The following is a 16,274-nucleotide window of genomic DNA, read 5'->3' as shown; positions in this document are numbered from 1 at the left end:
CTTAGCCCATGATCACGATTCGCCGCATGACCCTGGACGACTACGACGCGGTCATCGAACTGATGCGCAGCACGCCGGGCATTTCCCTGCGCGACGCCGATTCACGCGAAGCGACCGCACGTTACCTTGAGCGCAACCCCGGCATGAGCTTCGTCGCCGAGGCAGGCGGCGCCCTGTGCGGCTGTGTGATGTGCGGGCACGACGGACGCCGCGGTTATCTGCAGCATCTGATCGTGCTGCCCGAGTATCGCCGGCGCGGTATTGCCCATGAGTTGGTTGAACGCTGCCTTGAGTGTCTGGACGCGCTGGGTATTTACAAATGTCACCTGGACGTCATGAAGAGTAATGAAGCGGCCGGGCGTTATTGGCACGGGCAAGGGTGGACGTTGCGGGAGGATATCGATCGGTATTCGAAGGTGCGGCGGGGCGGGAATGTTTGAAGGGGGAGACGGGCGCTACGCATGCGTAGGCGCGTCAACTAATTGCATCGCTTGATTCTGCTTTGTCGTGCTGGCAGCGCTCGGTGAAACTATCCTGCCTTCAAAGGCGATACATTTTCTGCCACTGCGCTTGGCGTGATACAGGTTCTCGTCAGCCTCTTTCAACAGGTCATTGAACGTTTCAACCCGCGACAAACTTGCAACACCGCCACTGAATGAATAGGGCACTTGAGCCGTTTCATCCTTTTGCGTGAGCATCAATAACTCTTCCAGTGCGTGTACAGCGTCTGTGGCGTTCGCCGCCGATAAGATCACACCAAACTCTTCCCCACCCAAGCGCCCAAAAGCGATTCGCCCCTTAGTGTCTTTGAGGCGTGTCGCAAAACTTATAAGGACATTGTCACCCACCTCATGCCCATGGGTGTCGTTGATACTTTTAAAGTGATCCAGATCAAGCATGGCAAACCACAACGACGACTTTTCAGCGGACGCCAGCGCAGTATTCAGACTGTCAACCAGCGCACGGCGATTGGGGGCGTGCGTCAGGGTGTCGGTTTCGGACAGTTCCTGATAGCGGTCCCTGGCTGCCATGGTCTGCATGATCAGGCTCAGGAAGGTCGCATTCAGGCAGCCGCCCAGCAAGGTCGAACTGATCAGGAACACATAAAACAGAGGCTTATGGCCCACGCCGATGGCCGTCAGGTCCGTGTGCCACATGATCAACCAGATCAGCGCAGTGGCGGCGATGTAATCAATAAACTTGACGAAGAACACGCTCATTCCCGTGATGAGCAGGGAGGTGACAACCAGCCCCCACATCGACGCTTGCTCGCCCATGCGTTCGATCTGTTCATTGAACAGAAATGTCAGTGACGCCATGTAAATAATGCCGAACAGACGCCACGCCAGCATGCTCCTGCTATTGGACGTGACAATGATCGACAGCGCCGCCCCCGTCAGCGCGCAACAGATGAATACATCCAGCGATCGATCAATGGACGGATTCAGGCACCAACTGATAACCCAACTGAAAAGACCGATCAGTTGAGACAGCTTCAAGGGTATGAAAATAGAGTTTTTCAGGTTTCTTCTTTGCGGCATGTGCAGTTTTCCATACTTATGCCAGCCGAACCATTATCGACGGCACACGCCTTGGTCGAGAGGGGTGATGATATATGGCCACTATACGTGATTGTCAGATGGGGGGGCATGGCCGCTGGTCTTGCTGTGGGCGGCGCGCGCAGGCCTTGTTGAATGAGGGGCAGGGCAGCGGCCAGTCTGTTCTACAGTTGCTTGCGCATAGGTACGCATGCCAAACGTAGCCCTGAGGGGGAGATGTAGACAGCATGGGCGCTTCCTGTGAAGCCACAACGTTGATAGAACATCTCCGCATTCAATGTGGCTTCGAGATGGATTTCGGTGAGTCCTGCCTCTCGTGCCAAATGCTCAAGATGAGTGACCATCTTTTTACCTATTCCCTGGCCCATGAATGAGGGCAATACGAAGATCGCCTCCAGCTCGCCGCTCTCAAAATTGATCACTCCTGTTGCCACAGGAACTCCATCGACGCAGGCCAGGTAATAATCTTTTTCGACCCAGGATCTGTATTTATCCGTGAGCGGAACGCAGGTCCACGCCACCACTTGGTCGTGCGTATAAACGGAGTTGCATTGATTCTGAATTGCCTGAAAGCGGATATTGAACGCTGCCTCGGCATCGCATCGCTTAGCTCGACGGACCTGTAGCATTTTTATGCTCCTGAAATGGGGGCCATCGTGAACGGAGAATAAAAAAGCCCCATCCATTCCTGGCGGGGCTCTAGTCAATGCACTTGGTAGTTACGCGCGCATCACCCTATGGCCCGCACGAGGCGGTCATTGAGGTGTGCATGATGTTTGGTCGGTTAGGATTGGTCATTGATTTATAGTCTGGGGGATTGGGTTGGGTGTCAATGGGGGGCTAAAAGCTGGGCGTCTGGCATGCTTGGAGTGCTTCGTGAGGTTTGCAAGGCATGGATGAGCCTGGAGGGCAGTGTTCTGCTTGGTGCTAGTACTCACTGAATTTCAGGTCAAAAAAGACGCCTTTTGGCGTCTTAGGTATAAATGTGGCTGGAGGGATTTGAACCCGCATCCAGGGCTTGTAAATCTAGGCCTACAGCTATGGAGCTGTCATTTTGCTGTCATAGGCTGGAAGGATGTAGAATCGCGGCTTACTCAAGGAAGACGCTCTGATGGAACAGTTTTTACTTTTGATGCTCGTGGTACTCGCACCGCCTTTCTTTGGCGTTGGACTTGTTGCTTTAGTTATGGGCAAGGGGGAATGGAAAAACTCCCGCTGGCGTTCGATACTGACTTTGCACCCTGAGGATGGATTAGTGCATCAGGGTTTGCTTTGGGTAAGTATAGTGATTCCATTTTTATATTTTTTAATTTTAGGTATGGCGGCGTGGCATGGGTACAATATTTCAATAGACGCAGAAGGTTTTAAGAAATTTATCGAGATAAGTGTCCTACCCTTGGCGACTCTGTCAATTTCTTTGCCCTTAGCAGGTCTTGTTTCAAAGCTTCACTCCACTCAGCAGACTGCCGTTCAGATCGCAGTAGTCTCACGAAAGAATAATTTCGATGCGTTCTATTCTCATCGTAAAGAACTGTTTTCTTATTTTGCTCAGATAGGTACTGTGACTTACTTGGGTTGTCTAGTCGCCGAATACAAAATACATCCTAATATCCATCAAGCTTTTTTTTCTGGGGATCCAAAAAATGGTATTCCAGAGCCCAGAGAACAAGCCTTTGAGTCAGTCCGAAGTGATTTAGATTTTATTCTTAAGTTGCTGCGTGCTGTAGTCGCGCGCAACGATGAAAAAGCTTTCGATTACTATTTGAGCGCCTGCAACAGTATATTGTCAGTTGCCAAGCGGCTTGGAGTGGCCGAAGTATCTATCGGCATGGTCGAAAAAGGTGCGTCATTTTCAGTGCAATACGATGATACAGGCTTAACCCCAGTGGCTACCGTAGGGAAAACCACTGTCGAGATTCTTGCCTCAGTACGATACCTCAGAAACTTCTTTAATAATCTATGCACATTTGCCTCTTCTAAGCCGCACGATGCTGCTGAGCAGTATCATCATTTACTCTACGGCGGGAGTGAATTGCTTAGTCGTAAAACTTTAACTATTGAAAGTATTCAAGCAACTGAAATACAGAAAATTCTTAACGACGAGTCTTTCAAGAGGTTTCTTGATGGCCGGTCATAGGTTCCAGGTGCCATAGCGCCTCGGCTTTGTTCCCTGCACTTGAGTCAGCAGATGGCATCCATCTTCCATACACCCGTGCAATCATCGTCCAATCTGTATGCCCCATCTGTTTGGCCACCCACATAGGATGCTCTCCAGCGGAAAGCATCATCGAGGCGTAGGTATGGCGAGTCTGGTACGGACGGCGGTAGCGAGCTCCCGCCTTCTTCATCGCCGTAACCCACATCGTCTTACGAATCGGCCCGTCGCCGGCCCAACGTTCAAGCGTGCGAGGGTTCTGAAACACCTCCGTGTCAGCCAGAAATGTGTGGGCCTTCTGTGCCTTCAAAGCCTCCATCGCAGGTCTCGGTAACTTCACGGCCCTGCGCCCGGCCGCGGTCTTCGTCACCTCAGCTCGACCCTTTGCAGCTTGCGTCATAGCGCGGCTGACCATCACTTCTTCGCGAAGCCAGTCGATATCCCCCCAGTCCAGCGCAACCAGTTCGCTCGTGCGCAAGCCAGTCCACAGGGCGAACTGCATCATGTTGCGTGCCTGGCCATTGAGCGCCGCCAGCACCGCCTGCTGCTCTTCCGGGCTGAACGGATCTACGTCGTCGTCCTTGGCTGGCGTTTTTTTTCGCGAATACGTCCACCCTGCCAGCGGATTCACATCGATCAACTCCTCTTCGGCGGCGTCGTTAAGCGCCGATCTGAGGCAACTCTGGATATTGCTTAAAGTCTTGTTGCTGATTTCCAAGGTGCTCAGCCAGTCCCGCACGTCTTTCCGTTTCAGATCGACCACCATGTGCTCGCCCAGAGCCGGCACCAGGCGCAGCTCCACGATCTTGCGATAGCCGTCAAGCGTGCTGCTCGATACGTGCCGCTTCTTGCCGTCGAGCCAGCGAGTCAGAAATCCCGCAACCGTCTCCCTGTTCGCTTCGGGTGCAAACTTCGCGGCCCTGGGCGAGCCGGGAAACGTCACTGAGTAGTCGAACGCGCCGATCGATATCGCATGCTCGATCGCTGCCTTGTGCTGCTCTGCCTTCTTCAGATTAGTGGGGGAGGGCTTGAGCGTGATGCGCTCGCGGCACCGGACGCCCCGATACATGAACGTGATTTCGATGCTCGTATCGGAGACCGCCCGAACTCCCCGCCCGTCTCTACCCATGACTCGTACCCTTCCATGTCGATGAGCGTCCGGCCATCCGGAGCTCTGTACCAGATTTCGCCAAGCCGCCAAATTCCATCACGGATTTTCGAGCGGATAGCGTCCTCGCTGTAGCCAGACTCGCTGGCGAATTTCCTGATGGTCATGTAGCGCATTGGTTGCTACTCCTGCCGTGTCAGGTTTGGAACTTCGGTGGAGACTGACGCGTCAGCCTTCATCATCGCGCGCCCCCGATTCAGCGACCGTGCGCAGCTTGAGTGCTATCCCGCAGGGGTTGGCCAGCTTGGCAGTACGGACTTCGGAACGATCGACAGCCAGCTCGAACGGGGCATGGATGACCAGGCAGATCTTGCCGTCACGGCCACTGATCACCGTGATGTTGTCTCCGATGACAATTGATTCGCCGACGCGACGGGATAGGCAAAGCATGATGCAACTCATTTTGGTTTCTGTAGGCAGGCTGCTGCCTGCCGCGATTGCTGGCTTTCGCAAAATCAGGTTGTGGTTATGCATCCAACGTTTTTCACGACGCTTGGGTGCGATTCGATTTCATAAGCGTCCGCCGTTGCTATTCACTGCTATGGGCAAAGCAGCCAGCAGGAGCTGGGGCAGCACCAAGGAGAGGTAATGGAATACACCACAACGGCGGATGGGGTTTAAGGCCCGCGCAACGCCAAGCTCGGCAGACGAGCGGTGGACGGAAATATCTGGTTTGGCACCACGATGATTTTCAGAATCATCGATGACCGGGTCTACTCCATGCATGAGCAGTATCTGGGCAGGCTCCAGTACGGCATGGCGATGACTGAAAGCTGGAAACGCAGCGCGGCACGATTACTTGACTGAAACGGTTACTACCTCACGGATGAGTCTTTACCGGACCGCAGGCGTCGCGCAGAATTCGACGGCCAAGGTCGCACAGTTCGGGATTCGCAAGGTTTAAATATTTATACCGGGCATGAGGAGCTCCTTTGAACGAGCTCAGTCATTTGTGCTTCTGCTCAGCTATCCTCTAATATAAATATCATCTGGTGTTTATGCTAAAACCCTCAATAGGAATTTCTTCGGTACGATTGTAAATTGGTAAAGTGCTAAAGTTAATCTTTTCAAGAGTTTCGCAGTCCCATGCCTTGGTTTGGGCTGCGTTATACAACATGCCTAACGTCATTACTGTCTTTGCACGCCGATCTTTAGATCTGAAGAACACGAAAATGTCAGTCCCTTCTGGCTTGAAGTAACGATAGTGGTCGTAGTCGCCGGGGTCAACGCCAAAGTGTTCGAAAAAATCTTCCATGAAAGCACTGGCATCGTCACCGTCAAGCCCTAGATCCCAACTGACTCTGGTGGCGAGGCTAAGTGTTTCAAATGCCTTTTTTCCGAATCCAACATAAAAGTAAATTCTCTCTATGAGGTAATTAAGTACTTCATGGTTCAGATCATTTTTATCCATCTTAAAAAACCTGATCTTGTTCATCTACGATAGAGTTGTAGGTGTTCACCGTTACGTATCCTATCTTACCCAGTTCGTATGCAGTATAAGACCATCCGATAACCGGTGTTGCTCGTGCGATGAAGCCACCAATGCTTCGTGTCCATCGGAGGTGCGGCGGAAACCATCCTGTAAGAGATGGTGCTCTGAAGTCTCCAGGAAATTTGCGGTTGTTTAGAGTGCGTCGCATGACTATGGACATGATGGAAGTGTTGTTAATCGCTCCGCCAGGCTTTGTTCTGGTTGGTATTATGTTGGCACCTAAGACGATGGCTAATGCAGCCCCTGCATCGTCCAATCCAAATTCATCCATTGCCACCTCTGTGGCAATTACAAATAGCAGCTCATTTGCAGTTAATCCGCAGTCGCCATCGTAACAATATATTCTAGCCACTTAAACTATCCTTATGCGTAAGTGCTATTTTTTACTTGATCCCAGCCGCCGGAGATCTGTCCAATTATCAAGCCTGTGGTTCGGCTTTGCTGTGAATACTGCATGCTGATCTTGGCGTAATTAAATCTAACTACCTCCTCAGGAAAGTTTGAGGGCGACCGCTCAAATAGATTGCCGGATACGACGCCGCTTACTATGACTTCGTCAAATACGTATTCCAGATATTTTTGCTTGTCACCGCCCGCACGACGTACATACAGCTTCATCTGCTTGATATGTCGACCAGCGCAACATGCTTCGAGGATTTTTGGAGTCGCACTGTCAGCGAGTTTTACAATACTGAAGTCGCTTAAATAGACCCTGGCTACGGTAGCCCCGCCTGCCGAGCTTGCAGTCCTAGAAACTGATTGAGAGGCTGATAGGCAAAATGTGTTAATCTCAATCCAGTTTTTGCAGTCAGAGTCCGTAGACTCTCCGCTAATGCCATCAATCCAAAGATATGCATCAATACTCATTCCAGCTCCTTGGAATATCTCTTAATGTAATTCATTGACGCCGTACGATAGCACAACTCATACATTTGAGATTCGTCGTCAAGCACCTTTTGCCTGTGCGGGTTAACGTTCCGTGACGTGACCACCTGAAATCGCAAAGCCAGGCCCTTACGGTGCGCGAGCTATGCTCCTTACGAACAGTAGCTTCTCATCGATGATGCTGCATTGAAGGCAGGCTTGTGTGCGAGTCCACAGAATCCCACCCACAAAAAAAGACGCCCTGAGGCGTCTTCATTTGCAATTTGGTGGAGCCGGGGGGAACATAACCTTACACAGCCGCTAAGTTTCCACCCCCAATCTGCCTGCCCCCATGCCTTCCGCTGCTACCGTCAGTGTCACACCCTGGTGAGCGGGTTAATGGTTGAGGGGCCAGAATACCGCCGTTGCTCTCCTTGGACAACCCGCTCGCTGGAGATAAATGCTTGGAGGGGAACTGAACCGGCATCCTCCGACCACGAGATGCCTATTCGATTAGCAGGTCTGATGCCTTTACGTCCAAGGCAGAGGCAAGCCGCCAGATGTTGTAAATCGTGACATTTTTCTCACTCCTTTCCAGCATCCCGATATAGGTCCTATGAACCCCGGCGTGCTCCGCTAATTCTTCCTGCGATAGCCCAAGCGCCAGCCTTCTCCGACGCACATTGGTGGCGAAAATTGCTACGAGCGGGCATTGATCTGGTGATATAGGCATTCACCAAATTTCGCTTTTTGCATACCATGATTCGACATACTATGATTAGCACTTTCAAGCGCGCAGTACCTAATTCTGCTCGCAGAATCCAATCATCGAAATGCAAGGAGCTGCATGTGCTAACCGTTCGGTCACTCTTGGTCCCGTTTATCCCAGCACCTGATCCGTCACGGGAATCTAACGAAAGCGCGCGAGGCGCTCAGGTATGAACGGCTGGAGGAGGCTTTGGGTCGTAGGTTGCATGGCGCTACTCCTTGCACCGGTGTATGTGTATCGCACGTACATACCAAGTGATGAAAAGCTGAATCGGGACCATCAGGAACGTATTGAGGAGCAGCTAGCTGATATCAAGATCATTGAGGAACCTGTGCAGGGTTCGAACCGCCTTGTTCGTGATGCTCTGATGCAGACCCCGGTTTCTGAACGCCTAGCCAAAATCGATGAGAGCAATGCTCAACACGCTGAGTTTATGGCGAAGGTGAGCAAGCAGCGTCCGGTTACTGTGGCTCAGCTCGCTGGAGCTTGGATCGTTTTATGTGCACTGCTCTATCTCTTGGGATGCAGCATCGCTTGGGTAGCTAGAGGTTTTAGTAAAGGGGCCGCCGCATGATCGCTGATTCAAAGGGGCATAAAACGCCTGACGGTTGCGAAGTTTGTGACTCGATCAGCCCACGTAGAGCGAGAGGATTCTCATTTGATGCATCTCTGAGGTGTGTTGCATTGCTGATCACTACTGCCGCTATGGTCACTGGATGCAGCTACGGTCTTACTCAAAAGGGCATCGACAACTCGCCAGAAAGTAGGACAGTCACAGTAAAGGGCTCCGCCCGTCAGGTTTACCAGTCGCTCGCTCAGGAGATGCAGGGGCCTGGTTGCCCCCCAATTCATTCAAGTAAGCTTTACAACAATGGAGACGGTTTCGTGGTTTATTTTGGCGAGAATTTCATAGGGCACAGCTACATTTGGGACGGCGCTTACGGAAAACAGGATGGTGATACGGTTAAGGTGACGATACGGGATCAGAGCTACACGCCCCAGACTGATTTTGTAGACGAGATCGCTCTCTTCTTGAAGACTGGTTCGTGCCAATAACCTTCTGGTATTGGAGGCGCTTGCCTATCAGATGAATAGGCTTCCTAGCTAGCGTTCGCTGATGGCTGCGCGCTGACGGAGCCAGCTCGCGTAACTGCACCGACTTGTACACCTATCTGCATTCGACTTTTCACCAGTGGCTTGCGTTGGGTTTGACTAGCACACTTGGTAGCCTTGTCTGCAAAAGTCGACCCGATGCAACCTCAATACAGACAGCTGCCTAGCCCAAATGACAGCTATCGGCCAAATCAAAACAACTCGTCGGTAGTGAGTCAACTTAGCCAGTCAATTGTTCTTTAATTTAGCCTCATTGACAAAAGCGTGAAACGCTGGGTGTATCTCCCATTTTGTTTTCTGCATCTCATTCCAGTTCTCTTCCCTTACGAAATCCGGGAACGCAGAAAACGGTAGGTGATCATATCGTTGATCAACCTCAACTCTTGGATTCATGAAATTTGCCATATGCAATATTCCTAGCAGTTTTAGCGCACTTTCCTTATCGTCTGGCTTCATACGCACGCCATCTACATAGATTTTTTGTGCAGAAGGCGATTTCTTTAATAAGTCGATTATCTCCTCGAAATCAAAAAGTGTTTTTCGAGCAACAAATTTCATGACGCCTTCAATCTGCGGGCAGATTTGCTGATATTCAGCCGAAATGTTTCCTATCAGGTCTTTTGAGAAACTCAGCACGATCGCATGAGCGTGGGTATCCCCAATTTTATCCGCTTTGCATCGCCGCGCTTCTTCAATTAAAGTTTGTACAAGCTGAACCATGTCTCTCGGTTTATCTCTAGAGTTCTTAGAGATCCATTGATCCCAAGTCCTTTTTTCCTCTTTCACTCCAGGCAACACCAGCCAGCGATTAGCAAAAAACAAATCCATATCGATAGAGTCGGCACCTGCTGTGCGACTGGCTAAGTCCACACGCCGAACAAACATTTCACGCAACTCCTTCTCTCCGAAAGAGAGATGCACTGTATTTTTCTTTATCTTGTCGAGACGCTCTGATCCTAAACGTTTAACTTTGGTCATAACATGCCATATATCAGAGCGAACCGATATCAAGCAGCGCACGCCTTCAAAATCATTGGCCAAGTCTATGGCTGCACTTATGATGGCCCAACAGGCCGAATAGTCATACTTGTCCCCAGCATCCACAGCGGCTAGATCGATATCGTCGATCAATAACCAAAGCTTATTTTTGTTGCGTGCCAGCACCGACTGCACATCGCCTTTGAGAATGGCTACTGATTTGTTTAGGCGCTGAACTCCTCTTGCAGCCTCAGCTATGTCTTTACCCTTTGGTGCAATAGCCGTCAGAAAGGTTGTGACCCTGGACATAAGATCCGGACGTGTAACCCCCTGATCCACACTCAATGCTTGTAAATTAACTAGCGCGTCTGAAATTGCAATATCTTTACTCAGTGATCCAATATGACTTGCAGCAGCGGTTAGTAACTGCCTATAGGCACAGCTAATGCGATCTGCAAGTGCGTCCCTATCAAAAATATCTTTGCAGTCCATATCACGAGGAGTTAGAAGTATCGATATTTGATCATGCTCCAATATTGACTCATGCAGAACCGACAGCAGAATCGTTTTCCCCACTCCTTTAGGAGCAATCAGAACCTTATATCTCGATCTCCGGAAGCTTAGGAGCTCATCAATCGCACCAGGCTCGATAAAGATGTCGTTCCGGATCTCGGCCTCTGCTTCTGCCTCACCCCCAAAAAAAAACGTGTCAAGGTTATCAAGGTTAGACATCGTATTAGGCATCCTTCGCTGTTTGCAGTATTGGGCCGGAGCACTCCTGAGTAACTGGTCGGCGTCTACCACAGCGTATCCAGGAGCCGTGTTTTGAAAGCTAACCCCTAGCGTTCACCATGTCCAATGGGTTCGGTTGGAAATCTGGTCAGCACACCGACATGCCCGACTGCCCGCCAAGCCAAGCACGGATAGAGGCATCCTTTCTGTTATCGCGTGGATGGGCTATCTTGCGGCATCAATCGCGCCAGAGGCGCTCAGGGATGGGAGCTATATGTCTGGGAAACGTGTACCAACGCTAGAAAAAAACAAGGTCCTAGACAACGCAGTGACCTCGATCCAACTGGGCATAGAGGACTATCAGCTCACTCAAGGAAAAAGTGGGAACCCGCTCCGAGCGGTATCCGCCGCTCGCAACTTGTTTGCTGGCGTACTCCTGCTATTCAAGTACAAGATTTCTACGCTTGCAAACTCCCCAGAGCACGCCGCAAGCCTTATATACAAAGCTCGGAAATTTAAACCATGTCTAATCGACGGAGGCATGATCGAATGGCGTCCCGAGCTCGAAAGAAACAAGACAATCGACGTGGGAGACATCGAGCTTCACTTCGAAGGATTGGGCATCCGAACGAATTGGCCAGCTGTTCACGCTTTGCAAGCGTGTCGGAACGATTTGGAGCATCTTCATGCAAAACACCCGCTGGAGGATATCAACAAGTTCTTGCTTGATCTGTTTCCTCTTCTGAAAGACTTCATCACATATGAGCTATCGGAGAACCCGGCAGCCCTTCTAGGCATTACATGGGAGGTAATGCTCAAAAATCACGAGTTTTTCGTTCGGAACTTAGATGAGATACAGCATCGGTGGGCAGAGCTAGGGGTTATTGAACACGCGCGTGCCCTGCTCAAGACTTGCGTATGCCGCGCTTGCGGATCTCCATTACTTGAGCCAAACCGTGAGGATGTCCAGTCGGGGATGCCGTTTGACTGCTCCGAGTTCCGCTACAACTGCCTTGCTTGCAACCAGACTGATCCGTTTGTTGAGATGCTGGCTGAGCAACTACGCTTCGCGAAGGAAGATCCTTTCAGCGAAGAGGAGTTAATTACAGGGTGCAACTGCTGTGGTGCGCCTACTTTTGATTTGACTGAATGCCACTGTCATCTTTGTGGCTATGTATATAGCCCGCCACGGTGCGCTGGTTGCCATACGGTACTCGAAGGTTACGAGGCCGAGAATGGGTCAGTGTGTGATAGATGCTCAGAGTATGCCCACTACAATGATGAGTTTGAGCCAGGCATAAGCTAAGCCATTACCGGCCGATACAGGGCGTCCTCACCCTGCCATGCAGGCCTTCATGACTTATCTGTGACCGGCTGCCTAAAATGAACAGGGTAGGCGGAGATTCATCCAAGTAGCTTAAGATCGCAGCCACGCTCTTATAGCCTCATAGAGTTCTTTACCTGCGAGGGTTGCTGACCGACTGGCGTAGCCCGGATTGGAGTGCAAACGGTGGGAGGTAAATTCGAACTCTTTATCGATGTAGGATACCCAGGCGCCCGGCGTCTGAAGCTCAGTAGCTGAGATGGCTTTATTTTTTCCGCGCTGACGATATCCCTTCACCGGCGGGTTTGCTTTCAAATTCTGCTTCGGAGCAAGTAGCCGTTGTATCGCTTCGACAGTTAGAGCTGCCGGTATGCATGCGATACCGTGAATATGGAGGCCGTGGTTCTCTTCGCTCTTGCTATCGACAAACTCAGTGGTAAAAGCAAAGTCAGTGATACCCATCGTCCTTGCAAGCGCTGAAAGATAGTCTGTTGATCCTTTCTTGGCCGAAAGTGCAGCGGTTGCCACTTCGTGTCCCAGGCGAAACGTGATTGCTTTCGCGCCGGGCTTCATTGCGAATCCTAGGAAGCAGAAGGCCCGCTTTGCCTCAGGCGGCAGTCTTCGTTTCCAGTCTTGAAGAAGTACATCAGAAGCGTAGGCCTGGGCGATTGCTTTCAAGCAATTGTTGTTGGCTTTCAACGAGTCGATTCTTGCTTGATCTTTTGTTTCTTTAAGCTCTAGTTCCTCTAATACTGCTAGGTTCCTAGCATGTAGAGCATAGAAGCACGCCAACACCCCCGACACAGCTGAGGTGCAGCGCTTTTGTGCAGTCGGCGAAATAGCAGCCTTTTTTGGAAAAGGTCCGCTTGATTTGAGGGGGGCGTCCTCAACAAGATGGCTAATGCTGAGGACCTTGTGATTCTGCGTCATGACCCAACTCCGCGCTGGTCCGGTGGATTGGATTTTCAAAATCGTCACCCCGGCAGAGCCGCCAAGGTGATCGACCATCAAATTTCGTTCTAAGACTTTGACACTTGGCCTGTTCACGTCCCGGTCATGTGTAGGTCAAAGCCTTCACATACCACATCATCGTCGTCATCCGTTTGATCTGACTGCGCGAGCCTCCGACGCTCCATCCATTCAAGGTTCGCGATTTCATCCTCGATTCCTTGAGTGTCTCCATTCATCTCCGCTTCCTCAAGCCGCTGTTTTGCGCGCATCTCAGCTACATCGTTTTCCGTCAGGATGTGAATCTGTAGTGTGGGCAGCTCCTCAATATCCTGCGCCTGATTGAGCTTCTCGATAGGCAGGGAACGTCGGGTCACATCTTGGGTTAGCTTGAGCGCCGTCGATGCGGCTGCGAGCCCCCTGAACGCAACCGGGTCCGTCGGGTCAAGCGCTTCCAAGGCGTTAGCGATCTTGGTCCTGATCAGATGACTCAGTGCTAGCTCATCAGCTACCAGTGTCGCTACTGTCTGTTGTACAGCGTCGAGTGAAAAAGCAGAGCTGAGCAGCTCTTCCCTCGCTTTGTCGATGAGAGCCTGTGTTCCCGCGCCAGCGACAGCTTTTGTTGTTTTGATGATGCGTTGCACAGTGCTAATGCTTAAGTCCAGGCGATCCGCAATCACCGGCAGTGTGTATCCGGCTTCCCGGAGAATGACGACCTGAGTGCTTTTATCTGTTGTGGTTTTTTTGCCAGGCATCTCACACCTCGTCTTCAAGAATGGGGATGACAGTCGGCTTTGGGGGCAGCTTTGCGAGGGCTAGCAGCTCGCATTCAAGTCGGCCCCAGTTGCCTGAAACGGTGGCAAGCGGAAAGCCGGACAAGCGGGCGACATCGTTTGTCTGAAAGGGAGTTAGCGAGGCGAGCGGGGTGCCGGACGCTCTGAGTGCTTCTGTAAGAGCCTCAGCGATGGCTTGGCGTGTGTGTTTGCGTTGGGTGATCGCAGCAGCAGGTTGGTTCCTACACGGTCTAGGCGAACGGATGCCATTCTTACGGCAAAGATGGTAGGCGGAATCTTTCGTCCAGCGAACCCCGTCGGTTCTGGGATTGCTGTTGTTCAGATGTTGCGCTAGTCGGCGGTATGAGCTGAGTGAGTTGCTGAGGAAATCACGAGCGTTTTCTTCTACGGTACTCATCGGGGCGTATCCTTCGTTTAGGGTATTGGCAGCGGTTCATGAGTGAGTCTCTCGTCTGTTTAATGGTTAATCTGCTTCTATTGAGCAGTGGGTTGATGATAAGGCGTTGAATGCTTAGCGTCTAGCGTTTGATTTCAGGTAGTCTGTTGATTTGCAAGCGTTTTTTCGACATTTATCACTGGAAGATTGGGCTGGCTCAAAGTCGTGGTTTCTTGATCCATGCGCCTGAAATTCACGCTACCGACTCCGGACAAAATTCGTCCGTGGACGCTGACACATGCCAAGAAGCACAAAGCCCGCACGAGGCGGGCTAGGGGACCTTACGGCTAGCTCAGGCGATCAGCGCCCGCTTGATGCGGTACACAGTCGCAACGCCGCACTCGGCCATCTTGGCGACCTCTTCAGCAGACGCCTGCGGATGTTTTGCGAGGATGCTTTCAACCTTCTTCCACTTGGCCGCGTCCTTGCTCTTGCCAGTAGGCTTCCAGTCAGGGTTAGCGGCCTGCTTGTTCTGGATACCTTGGCGGATACGCTCCACGCGTTTTTCTTGATCGAGACGAGCCATTGTTGCCATAAGATCGATCAGCATGCCGTTGACCACTTCCATGATCTGGCCGGTGATACCGCTGTCCTGTACAAGTAAGTGGCTGGTTGGTAGGTCAGCGATGACCAGCCGCAAGCCCTTAGCTTCAATCGTAGCTTTCAGCGATCTCCAATCCGACTGAGAGAGGCGAGTAAGCCTGTCTACGGATTCACATAGACAGATGTCACCGGGTGCTGCTGCTTCGAGCATGGCGAGCAACTGAGGGCGATCAAGCTTAGTCCCGCTGATGTTCTCCGCGTAGATGCCCGCGATGGTGAGCCCTTTCTCTGTGGCAAAGGCTTCGAGTGCAGCTTTCGCTCTGTTGGCGTCTTGATCTTTGGTCGATGCGCGGAGGTAGAGATGGGCGAGCATTAGCGTTTATCCGTTAGACTACGATTTGATAGGTCTATGATAATATGATCATATAGCTATTAACTATAGTTATTTGATAGATGGCGACAAATGGTCGGCTGACTATCAAACCTGTCTACTTTATTGATAGTGATTCGAAGGGTGTCTTTCGAGTGGTTTGCGCTCGTGTAACGTTACTTCGGGCGGATCATGCCTCTGAGATTGCTTTCACGCACGACTGCACCTACTGCGAAGCGCGCGATTAGCGATTCAACGATCTCCATCGTGCCTGGCGGCGCTAGAGGTCCTACCAAAATTTCCGCATTCGTCAGCGCTTTGTGATCGAGCTTCAGGTCAACGTGAAGAGGACTAGGGATTCCTCTTATGGGATCGACGCCCTTTCGATGCCAGATTTTCCTGGATTCAATATATGCAGATGCGTCGCCGGTGTACGGCTCCGTGGGGCCCGGCGCTGCGACCATTACGAACCGATGCTCCTGCTGAAACGCCCATGAGTCAGACTTCAAGAATGCGATCTCGGTGCCTTCACCATGGAGTGTGATTTCGTTTTCACTGGATACGGTAGCGAATCGCCCAATCGCAGCGGATACGTCCGGCACGTAGTTGACTGGTTGACCGAATGTTTGTCTCATCTGAGGCGTAGGAAGTAGCGTTATGTTGGCGGCGAGCATCTCTTCAATACTGTACGGCGCTTCAAGATCGAGAAATTGAAAATTCTCGTGCCACCTAATATCGATTGGACGCCAGGTGAAAGGGTCAGAGCGGAGGGAAAGGCGAACACCCCGCATTGAGTCTCCGTACATCGCCCACTGCGGAATGCTTTCCTCGTCGGCGGCTGACCAGCAGCTTGCAAACATCCGCGCCCCGAGAGGATATGGGCCCAGCGACCGGCCTTCGGTTATGTCATCAAACTGGTCTAAACGAGTGAAGCGTAAAGTCTGGTGCCTAAGTATCAAAGCCAACGTGTTCACTGTCGTGTAGTGATGCAGCATCGGTGCAATTCCCTGCGAGGTCGATTCAGAGTCG

At 51.5% G+C, this 16,274-nt stretch carries 18 protein-coding genes and 1 pseudogene; 6 read left to right on the top strand and 13 right to left on the bottom strand.

Features of this window, described 5'->3' with window-relative positions:
- Nucleotides 1-8 precede the first annotated feature (8 nt).
- Nucleotides 9-440, top strand: a complete 432-nt coding sequence (locus tag BLR16_RS07290; RefSeq protein WP_003431571.1) for a GNAT family N-acetyltransferase — start codon at nucleotides 9-11, stop codon at nucleotides 438-440.
- A gap of 15 nt (nucleotides 441-455) precedes the next feature.
- Here the strand turns inward: BLR16_RS07290 and BLR16_RS07285 are convergent, their stop codons facing one another.
- On the bottom strand, nucleotides 456-1,541 hold the full coding sequence (locus BLR16_RS07285; protein ID WP_074805131.1) for a GGDEF domain-containing protein: 1,086 nt from the start codon (nucleotides 1,539-1,541) through the stop codon (nucleotides 456-458).
- A 182-nt stretch (nucleotides 1,542-1,723) separates the two neighbouring features.
- Nucleotides 1,724-2,188 (bottom strand): GNAT family N-acetyltransferase, encoded by a 465-nt coding sequence (locus BLR16_RS07280; protein WP_161437889.1) that lies wholly within the window; start codon nucleotides 2,186-2,188, stop codon nucleotides 1,724-1,726.
- A gap of 482 nt (nucleotides 2,189-2,670) precedes the next feature.
- Here BLR16_RS07280 and BLR16_RS07275 point away from each other — a divergent pair, with 482 nt between their 5' ends.
- Complete coding sequence (locus BLR16_RS07275) at nucleotides 2,671-3,696, top strand: hypothetical protein (protein WP_046718994.1); 1,026 nt, start codon at nucleotides 2,671-2,673, stop codon at nucleotides 3,694-3,696.
- Here the strand turns inward: BLR16_RS07275 and BLR16_RS07270 are convergent.
- Both BLR16_RS07270 and BLR16_RS07265 read right to left on the bottom strand, forming a co-directional pair.
- Nucleotides 3,668-4,843: an Arm DNA-binding domain-containing protein gene (locus tag BLR16_RS07270; protein ID WP_046718995.1), complete on the bottom strand. Its 1,176-nt coding sequence runs from the start codon at nucleotides 4,841-4,843 to the stop codon at nucleotides 3,668-3,670. The genes BLR16_RS07275 and BLR16_RS07270 overlap by 29 nt on opposite strands.
- 207 nt (nucleotides 4,844-5,050) lie before the next feature.
- On the bottom strand, nucleotides 5,051-5,272 hold the full coding sequence (locus tag BLR16_RS07265; protein WP_046720240.1) for a carbon storage regulator: 222 nt from the start codon (nucleotides 5,270-5,272) through the stop codon (nucleotides 5,051-5,053).
- A 198-nt stretch (nucleotides 5,273-5,470) separates the two neighbouring features.
- Here BLR16_RS07265 and BLR16_RS07260 point away from each other — a divergent pair.
- Nucleotides 5,471-5,689 (top strand): annotated as a pseudogene (locus tag BLR16_RS07260) (hypothetical protein).
- A 178-nt stretch (nucleotides 5,690-5,867) separates the two neighbouring features.
- Here the strand turns inward: BLR16_RS07260 and BLR16_RS07255 are convergent.
- The 4 genes from BLR16_RS07255 to BLR16_RS07240 all read right to left on the bottom strand — a co-directional run bounded on the left by BLR16_RS07255 (nucleotide 5,868) and on the right by BLR16_RS07240 (nucleotide 7,971).
- Nucleotides 5,868-6,317: a DUF1493 family protein gene (locus tag BLR16_RS07255; RefSeq protein WP_046718996.1), complete on the bottom strand. Its 450-nt coding sequence runs from the start codon at nucleotides 6,315-6,317 to the stop codon at nucleotides 5,868-5,870.
- Nucleotides 6,295-6,726, bottom strand: a complete 432-nt coding sequence (locus tag BLR16_RS28535) for an STM2901 family protein (RefSeq protein WP_074805122.1) — start codon at nucleotides 6,724-6,726, stop codon at nucleotides 6,295-6,297. The genes BLR16_RS07255 and BLR16_RS28535 overlap by 23 nt, the downstream gene beginning before the upstream one ends.
- 11 nt (nucleotides 6,727-6,737) lie before the next feature.
- Nucleotides 6,738-7,241 (bottom strand): Hcp family type VI secretion system effector, encoded by a 504-nt coding sequence (locus tag BLR16_RS07245; RefSeq protein WP_024662451.1) that lies wholly within the window; start codon nucleotides 7,239-7,241, stop codon nucleotides 6,738-6,740.
- 502 nt (nucleotides 7,242-7,743) lie between these two features.
- Nucleotides 7,744-7,971, bottom strand: coding sequence for a helix-turn-helix domain-containing protein (locus BLR16_RS07240; protein ID WP_046718997.1), 228 nt, complete (start codon nucleotides 7,969-7,971; stop codon nucleotides 7,744-7,746).
- A 241-nt stretch (nucleotides 7,972-8,212) separates the two neighbouring features.
- On the opposite strand from BLR16_RS07240, the gene BLR16_RS07235 reads away from it, so the two are divergent.
- Entirely contained in the window at nucleotides 8,213-8,581 is a 369-nt protein-coding gene (locus BLR16_RS07235) for a hypothetical protein (protein ID WP_232917447.1), read from the top strand.
- On the top strand, nucleotides 8,578-9,063 hold the full coding sequence (locus BLR16_RS07230; protein ID WP_046718999.1) for a hypothetical protein: 486 nt from the start codon (nucleotides 8,578-8,580) through the stop codon (nucleotides 9,061-9,063). Before BLR16_RS07235 ends, BLR16_RS07230 begins: the two co-directional genes overlap by 4 nt.
- Before the next feature lie 285 nt (nucleotides 9,064-9,348).
- Here BLR16_RS07230 and BLR16_RS07225 read toward each other — a convergent pair whose 3' ends face one another.
- Nucleotides 9,349-10,830 carry a P-loop ATPase, Sll1717 family gene (locus BLR16_RS07225; protein ID WP_092217657.1) on the bottom strand — a complete coding sequence of 494 codons (1,482 nt, stop codon included), beginning with the start codon at nucleotides 10,828-10,830 and terminating at the stop codon, nucleotides 9,349-9,351.
- Between the two features lie 541 nt (nucleotides 10,831-11,371).
- On the opposite strand from BLR16_RS07225, the gene BLR16_RS07220 reads away from it, so the two are divergent.
- Nucleotides 11,372-12,136 carry a hypothetical protein gene (locus tag BLR16_RS07220; protein WP_232917446.1) on the top strand — a complete coding sequence of 255 codons (765 nt, stop codon included), beginning with the start codon at nucleotides 11,372-11,374 and terminating at the stop codon, nucleotides 12,134-12,136.
- A 111-nt stretch (nucleotides 12,137-12,247) separates the two neighbouring features.
- Here the strand turns inward: BLR16_RS07220 and BLR16_RS28810 are convergent, their stop codons facing one another.
- From BLR16_RS28810 to BLR16_RS07195, 4 genes are all read right to left on the bottom strand, one after another.
- Nucleotides 12,248-13,162 (bottom strand): hypothetical protein, encoded by a 915-nt coding sequence (locus BLR16_RS28810; protein ID WP_052755351.1) that lies wholly within the window; start codon nucleotides 13,160-13,162, stop codon nucleotides 12,248-12,250.
- Between the two features lie 35 nt (nucleotides 13,163-13,197).
- A complete protein-coding gene (locus BLR16_RS07210) occupies nucleotides 13,198-13,857 on the bottom strand; it encodes a helix-turn-helix domain-containing protein (protein ID WP_074805116.1) in 660 nt (219 codons plus the stop codon).
- 767 nt (nucleotides 13,858-14,624) lie between these two features.
- The gene (locus BLR16_RS07200) at nucleotides 14,625-15,248 is read right to left on the bottom strand and encodes a recombinase family protein (protein ID WP_046719002.1); all 624 of its coding nucleotides are present in this window, start codon (nucleotides 15,246-15,248) and stop codon (nucleotides 14,625-14,627) included.
- A 173-nt stretch (nucleotides 15,249-15,421) separates the two neighbouring features.
- Entirely contained in the window at nucleotides 15,422-16,240 is an 819-nt protein-coding gene (locus BLR16_RS07195) for a DUF2971 domain-containing protein (RefSeq protein WP_046719003.1), read from the bottom strand.
- Nucleotides 16,241-16,274 lie beyond the last annotated feature (34 nt).

The organism is Pseudomonas sp. BS3767 (assembly GCF_900099665.1).
GTDB classification, from domain to species: Bacteria; Pseudomonadota; Gammaproteobacteria; order Pseudomonadales; family Pseudomonadaceae; genus Aquipseudomonas; species Aquipseudomonas cerasi.
This window is presented reverse-complemented; position numbering and strand designations above follow the sequence as displayed.

Bases quoted from the DNA above. Each gene is read 5' to 3' on its own strand.
- BLR16_RS07290 (WP_003431571.1), top strand. From the start codon at position 9: ATGATCACGATTCGCCGCATGACCCTGGACGACTACGACGCGGTCATC.
- BLR16_RS07285 (WP_074805131.1), bottom strand. From the start codon at position 1,541: ATGCCGCAAAGAAGAAACCTGAAAAACTCTATTTTCATACCCTTGAAG.
- BLR16_RS07280 (WP_161437889.1), bottom strand. From the start codon at position 2,188: ATGCTACAGGTCCGTCGAGCTAAGCGATGCGATGCCGAGGCAGCGTTC.
- BLR16_RS07275 (WP_046718994.1), top strand. From the start codon at position 2,671: ATGGAACAGTTTTTACTTTTGATGCTCGTGGTACTCGCACCGCCTTTC.
- BLR16_RS07270 (WP_046718995.1), bottom strand. From the start codon at position 4,843: ATGGGTAGAGACGGGCGGGGAGTTCGGGCGGTCTCCGATACGAGCATC.
- BLR16_RS07265 (WP_046720240.1), bottom strand. From the start codon at position 5,272: ATGCTTTGCCTATCCCGTCGCGTCGGCGAATCAATTGTCATCGGAGAC.
- BLR16_RS07255 (WP_046718996.1), bottom strand. From the start codon at position 6,317: ATGAACAAGATCAGGTTTTTTAAGATGGATAAAAATGATCTGAACCAT.
- BLR16_RS07245 (WP_024662451.1), bottom strand. From the start codon at position 7,241: ATGAGTATTGATGCATATCTTTGGATTGATGGCATTAGCGGAGAGTCT.
- BLR16_RS07240 (WP_046718997.1), bottom strand. From the start codon at position 7,971: ATGCCTATATCACCAGATCAATGCCCGCTCGTAGCAATTTTCGCCACC.
- BLR16_RS07235 (WP_232917447.1), top strand. From the start codon at position 8,213: ATGGCGCTACTCCTTGCACCGGTGTATGTGTATCGCACGTACATACCA.
- BLR16_RS07230 (WP_046718999.1), top strand. From the start codon at position 8,578: ATGATCGCTGATTCAAAGGGGCATAAAACGCCTGACGGTTGCGAAGTT.
- BLR16_RS07225 (WP_092217657.1), bottom strand. From the start codon at position 10,830: ATGTCTAACCTTGATAACCTTGACACGTTTTTTTTTGGGGGTGAGGCA.
- BLR16_RS07220 (WP_232917446.1), top strand. From the start codon at position 11,372: ATGATCGAATGGCGTCCCGAGCTCGAAAGAAACAAGACAATCGACGTG.
- BLR16_RS28810 (WP_052755351.1), bottom strand. From the start codon at position 13,162: ATGGTCGATCACCTTGGCGGCTCTGCCGGGGTGACGATTTTGAAAATC.
- BLR16_RS07210 (WP_074805116.1), bottom strand. From the start codon at position 13,857: ATGCCTGGCAAAAAAACCACAACAGATAAAAGCACTCAGGTCGTCATT.
- BLR16_RS07200 (WP_046719002.1), bottom strand. From the start codon at position 15,248: ATGCTCGCCCATCTCTACCTCCGCGCATCGACCAAAGATCAAGACGCC.
- BLR16_RS07195 (WP_046719003.1), bottom strand. From the start codon at position 16,240: ATGCTGCATCACTACACGACAGTGAACACGTTGGCTTTGATACTTAGG.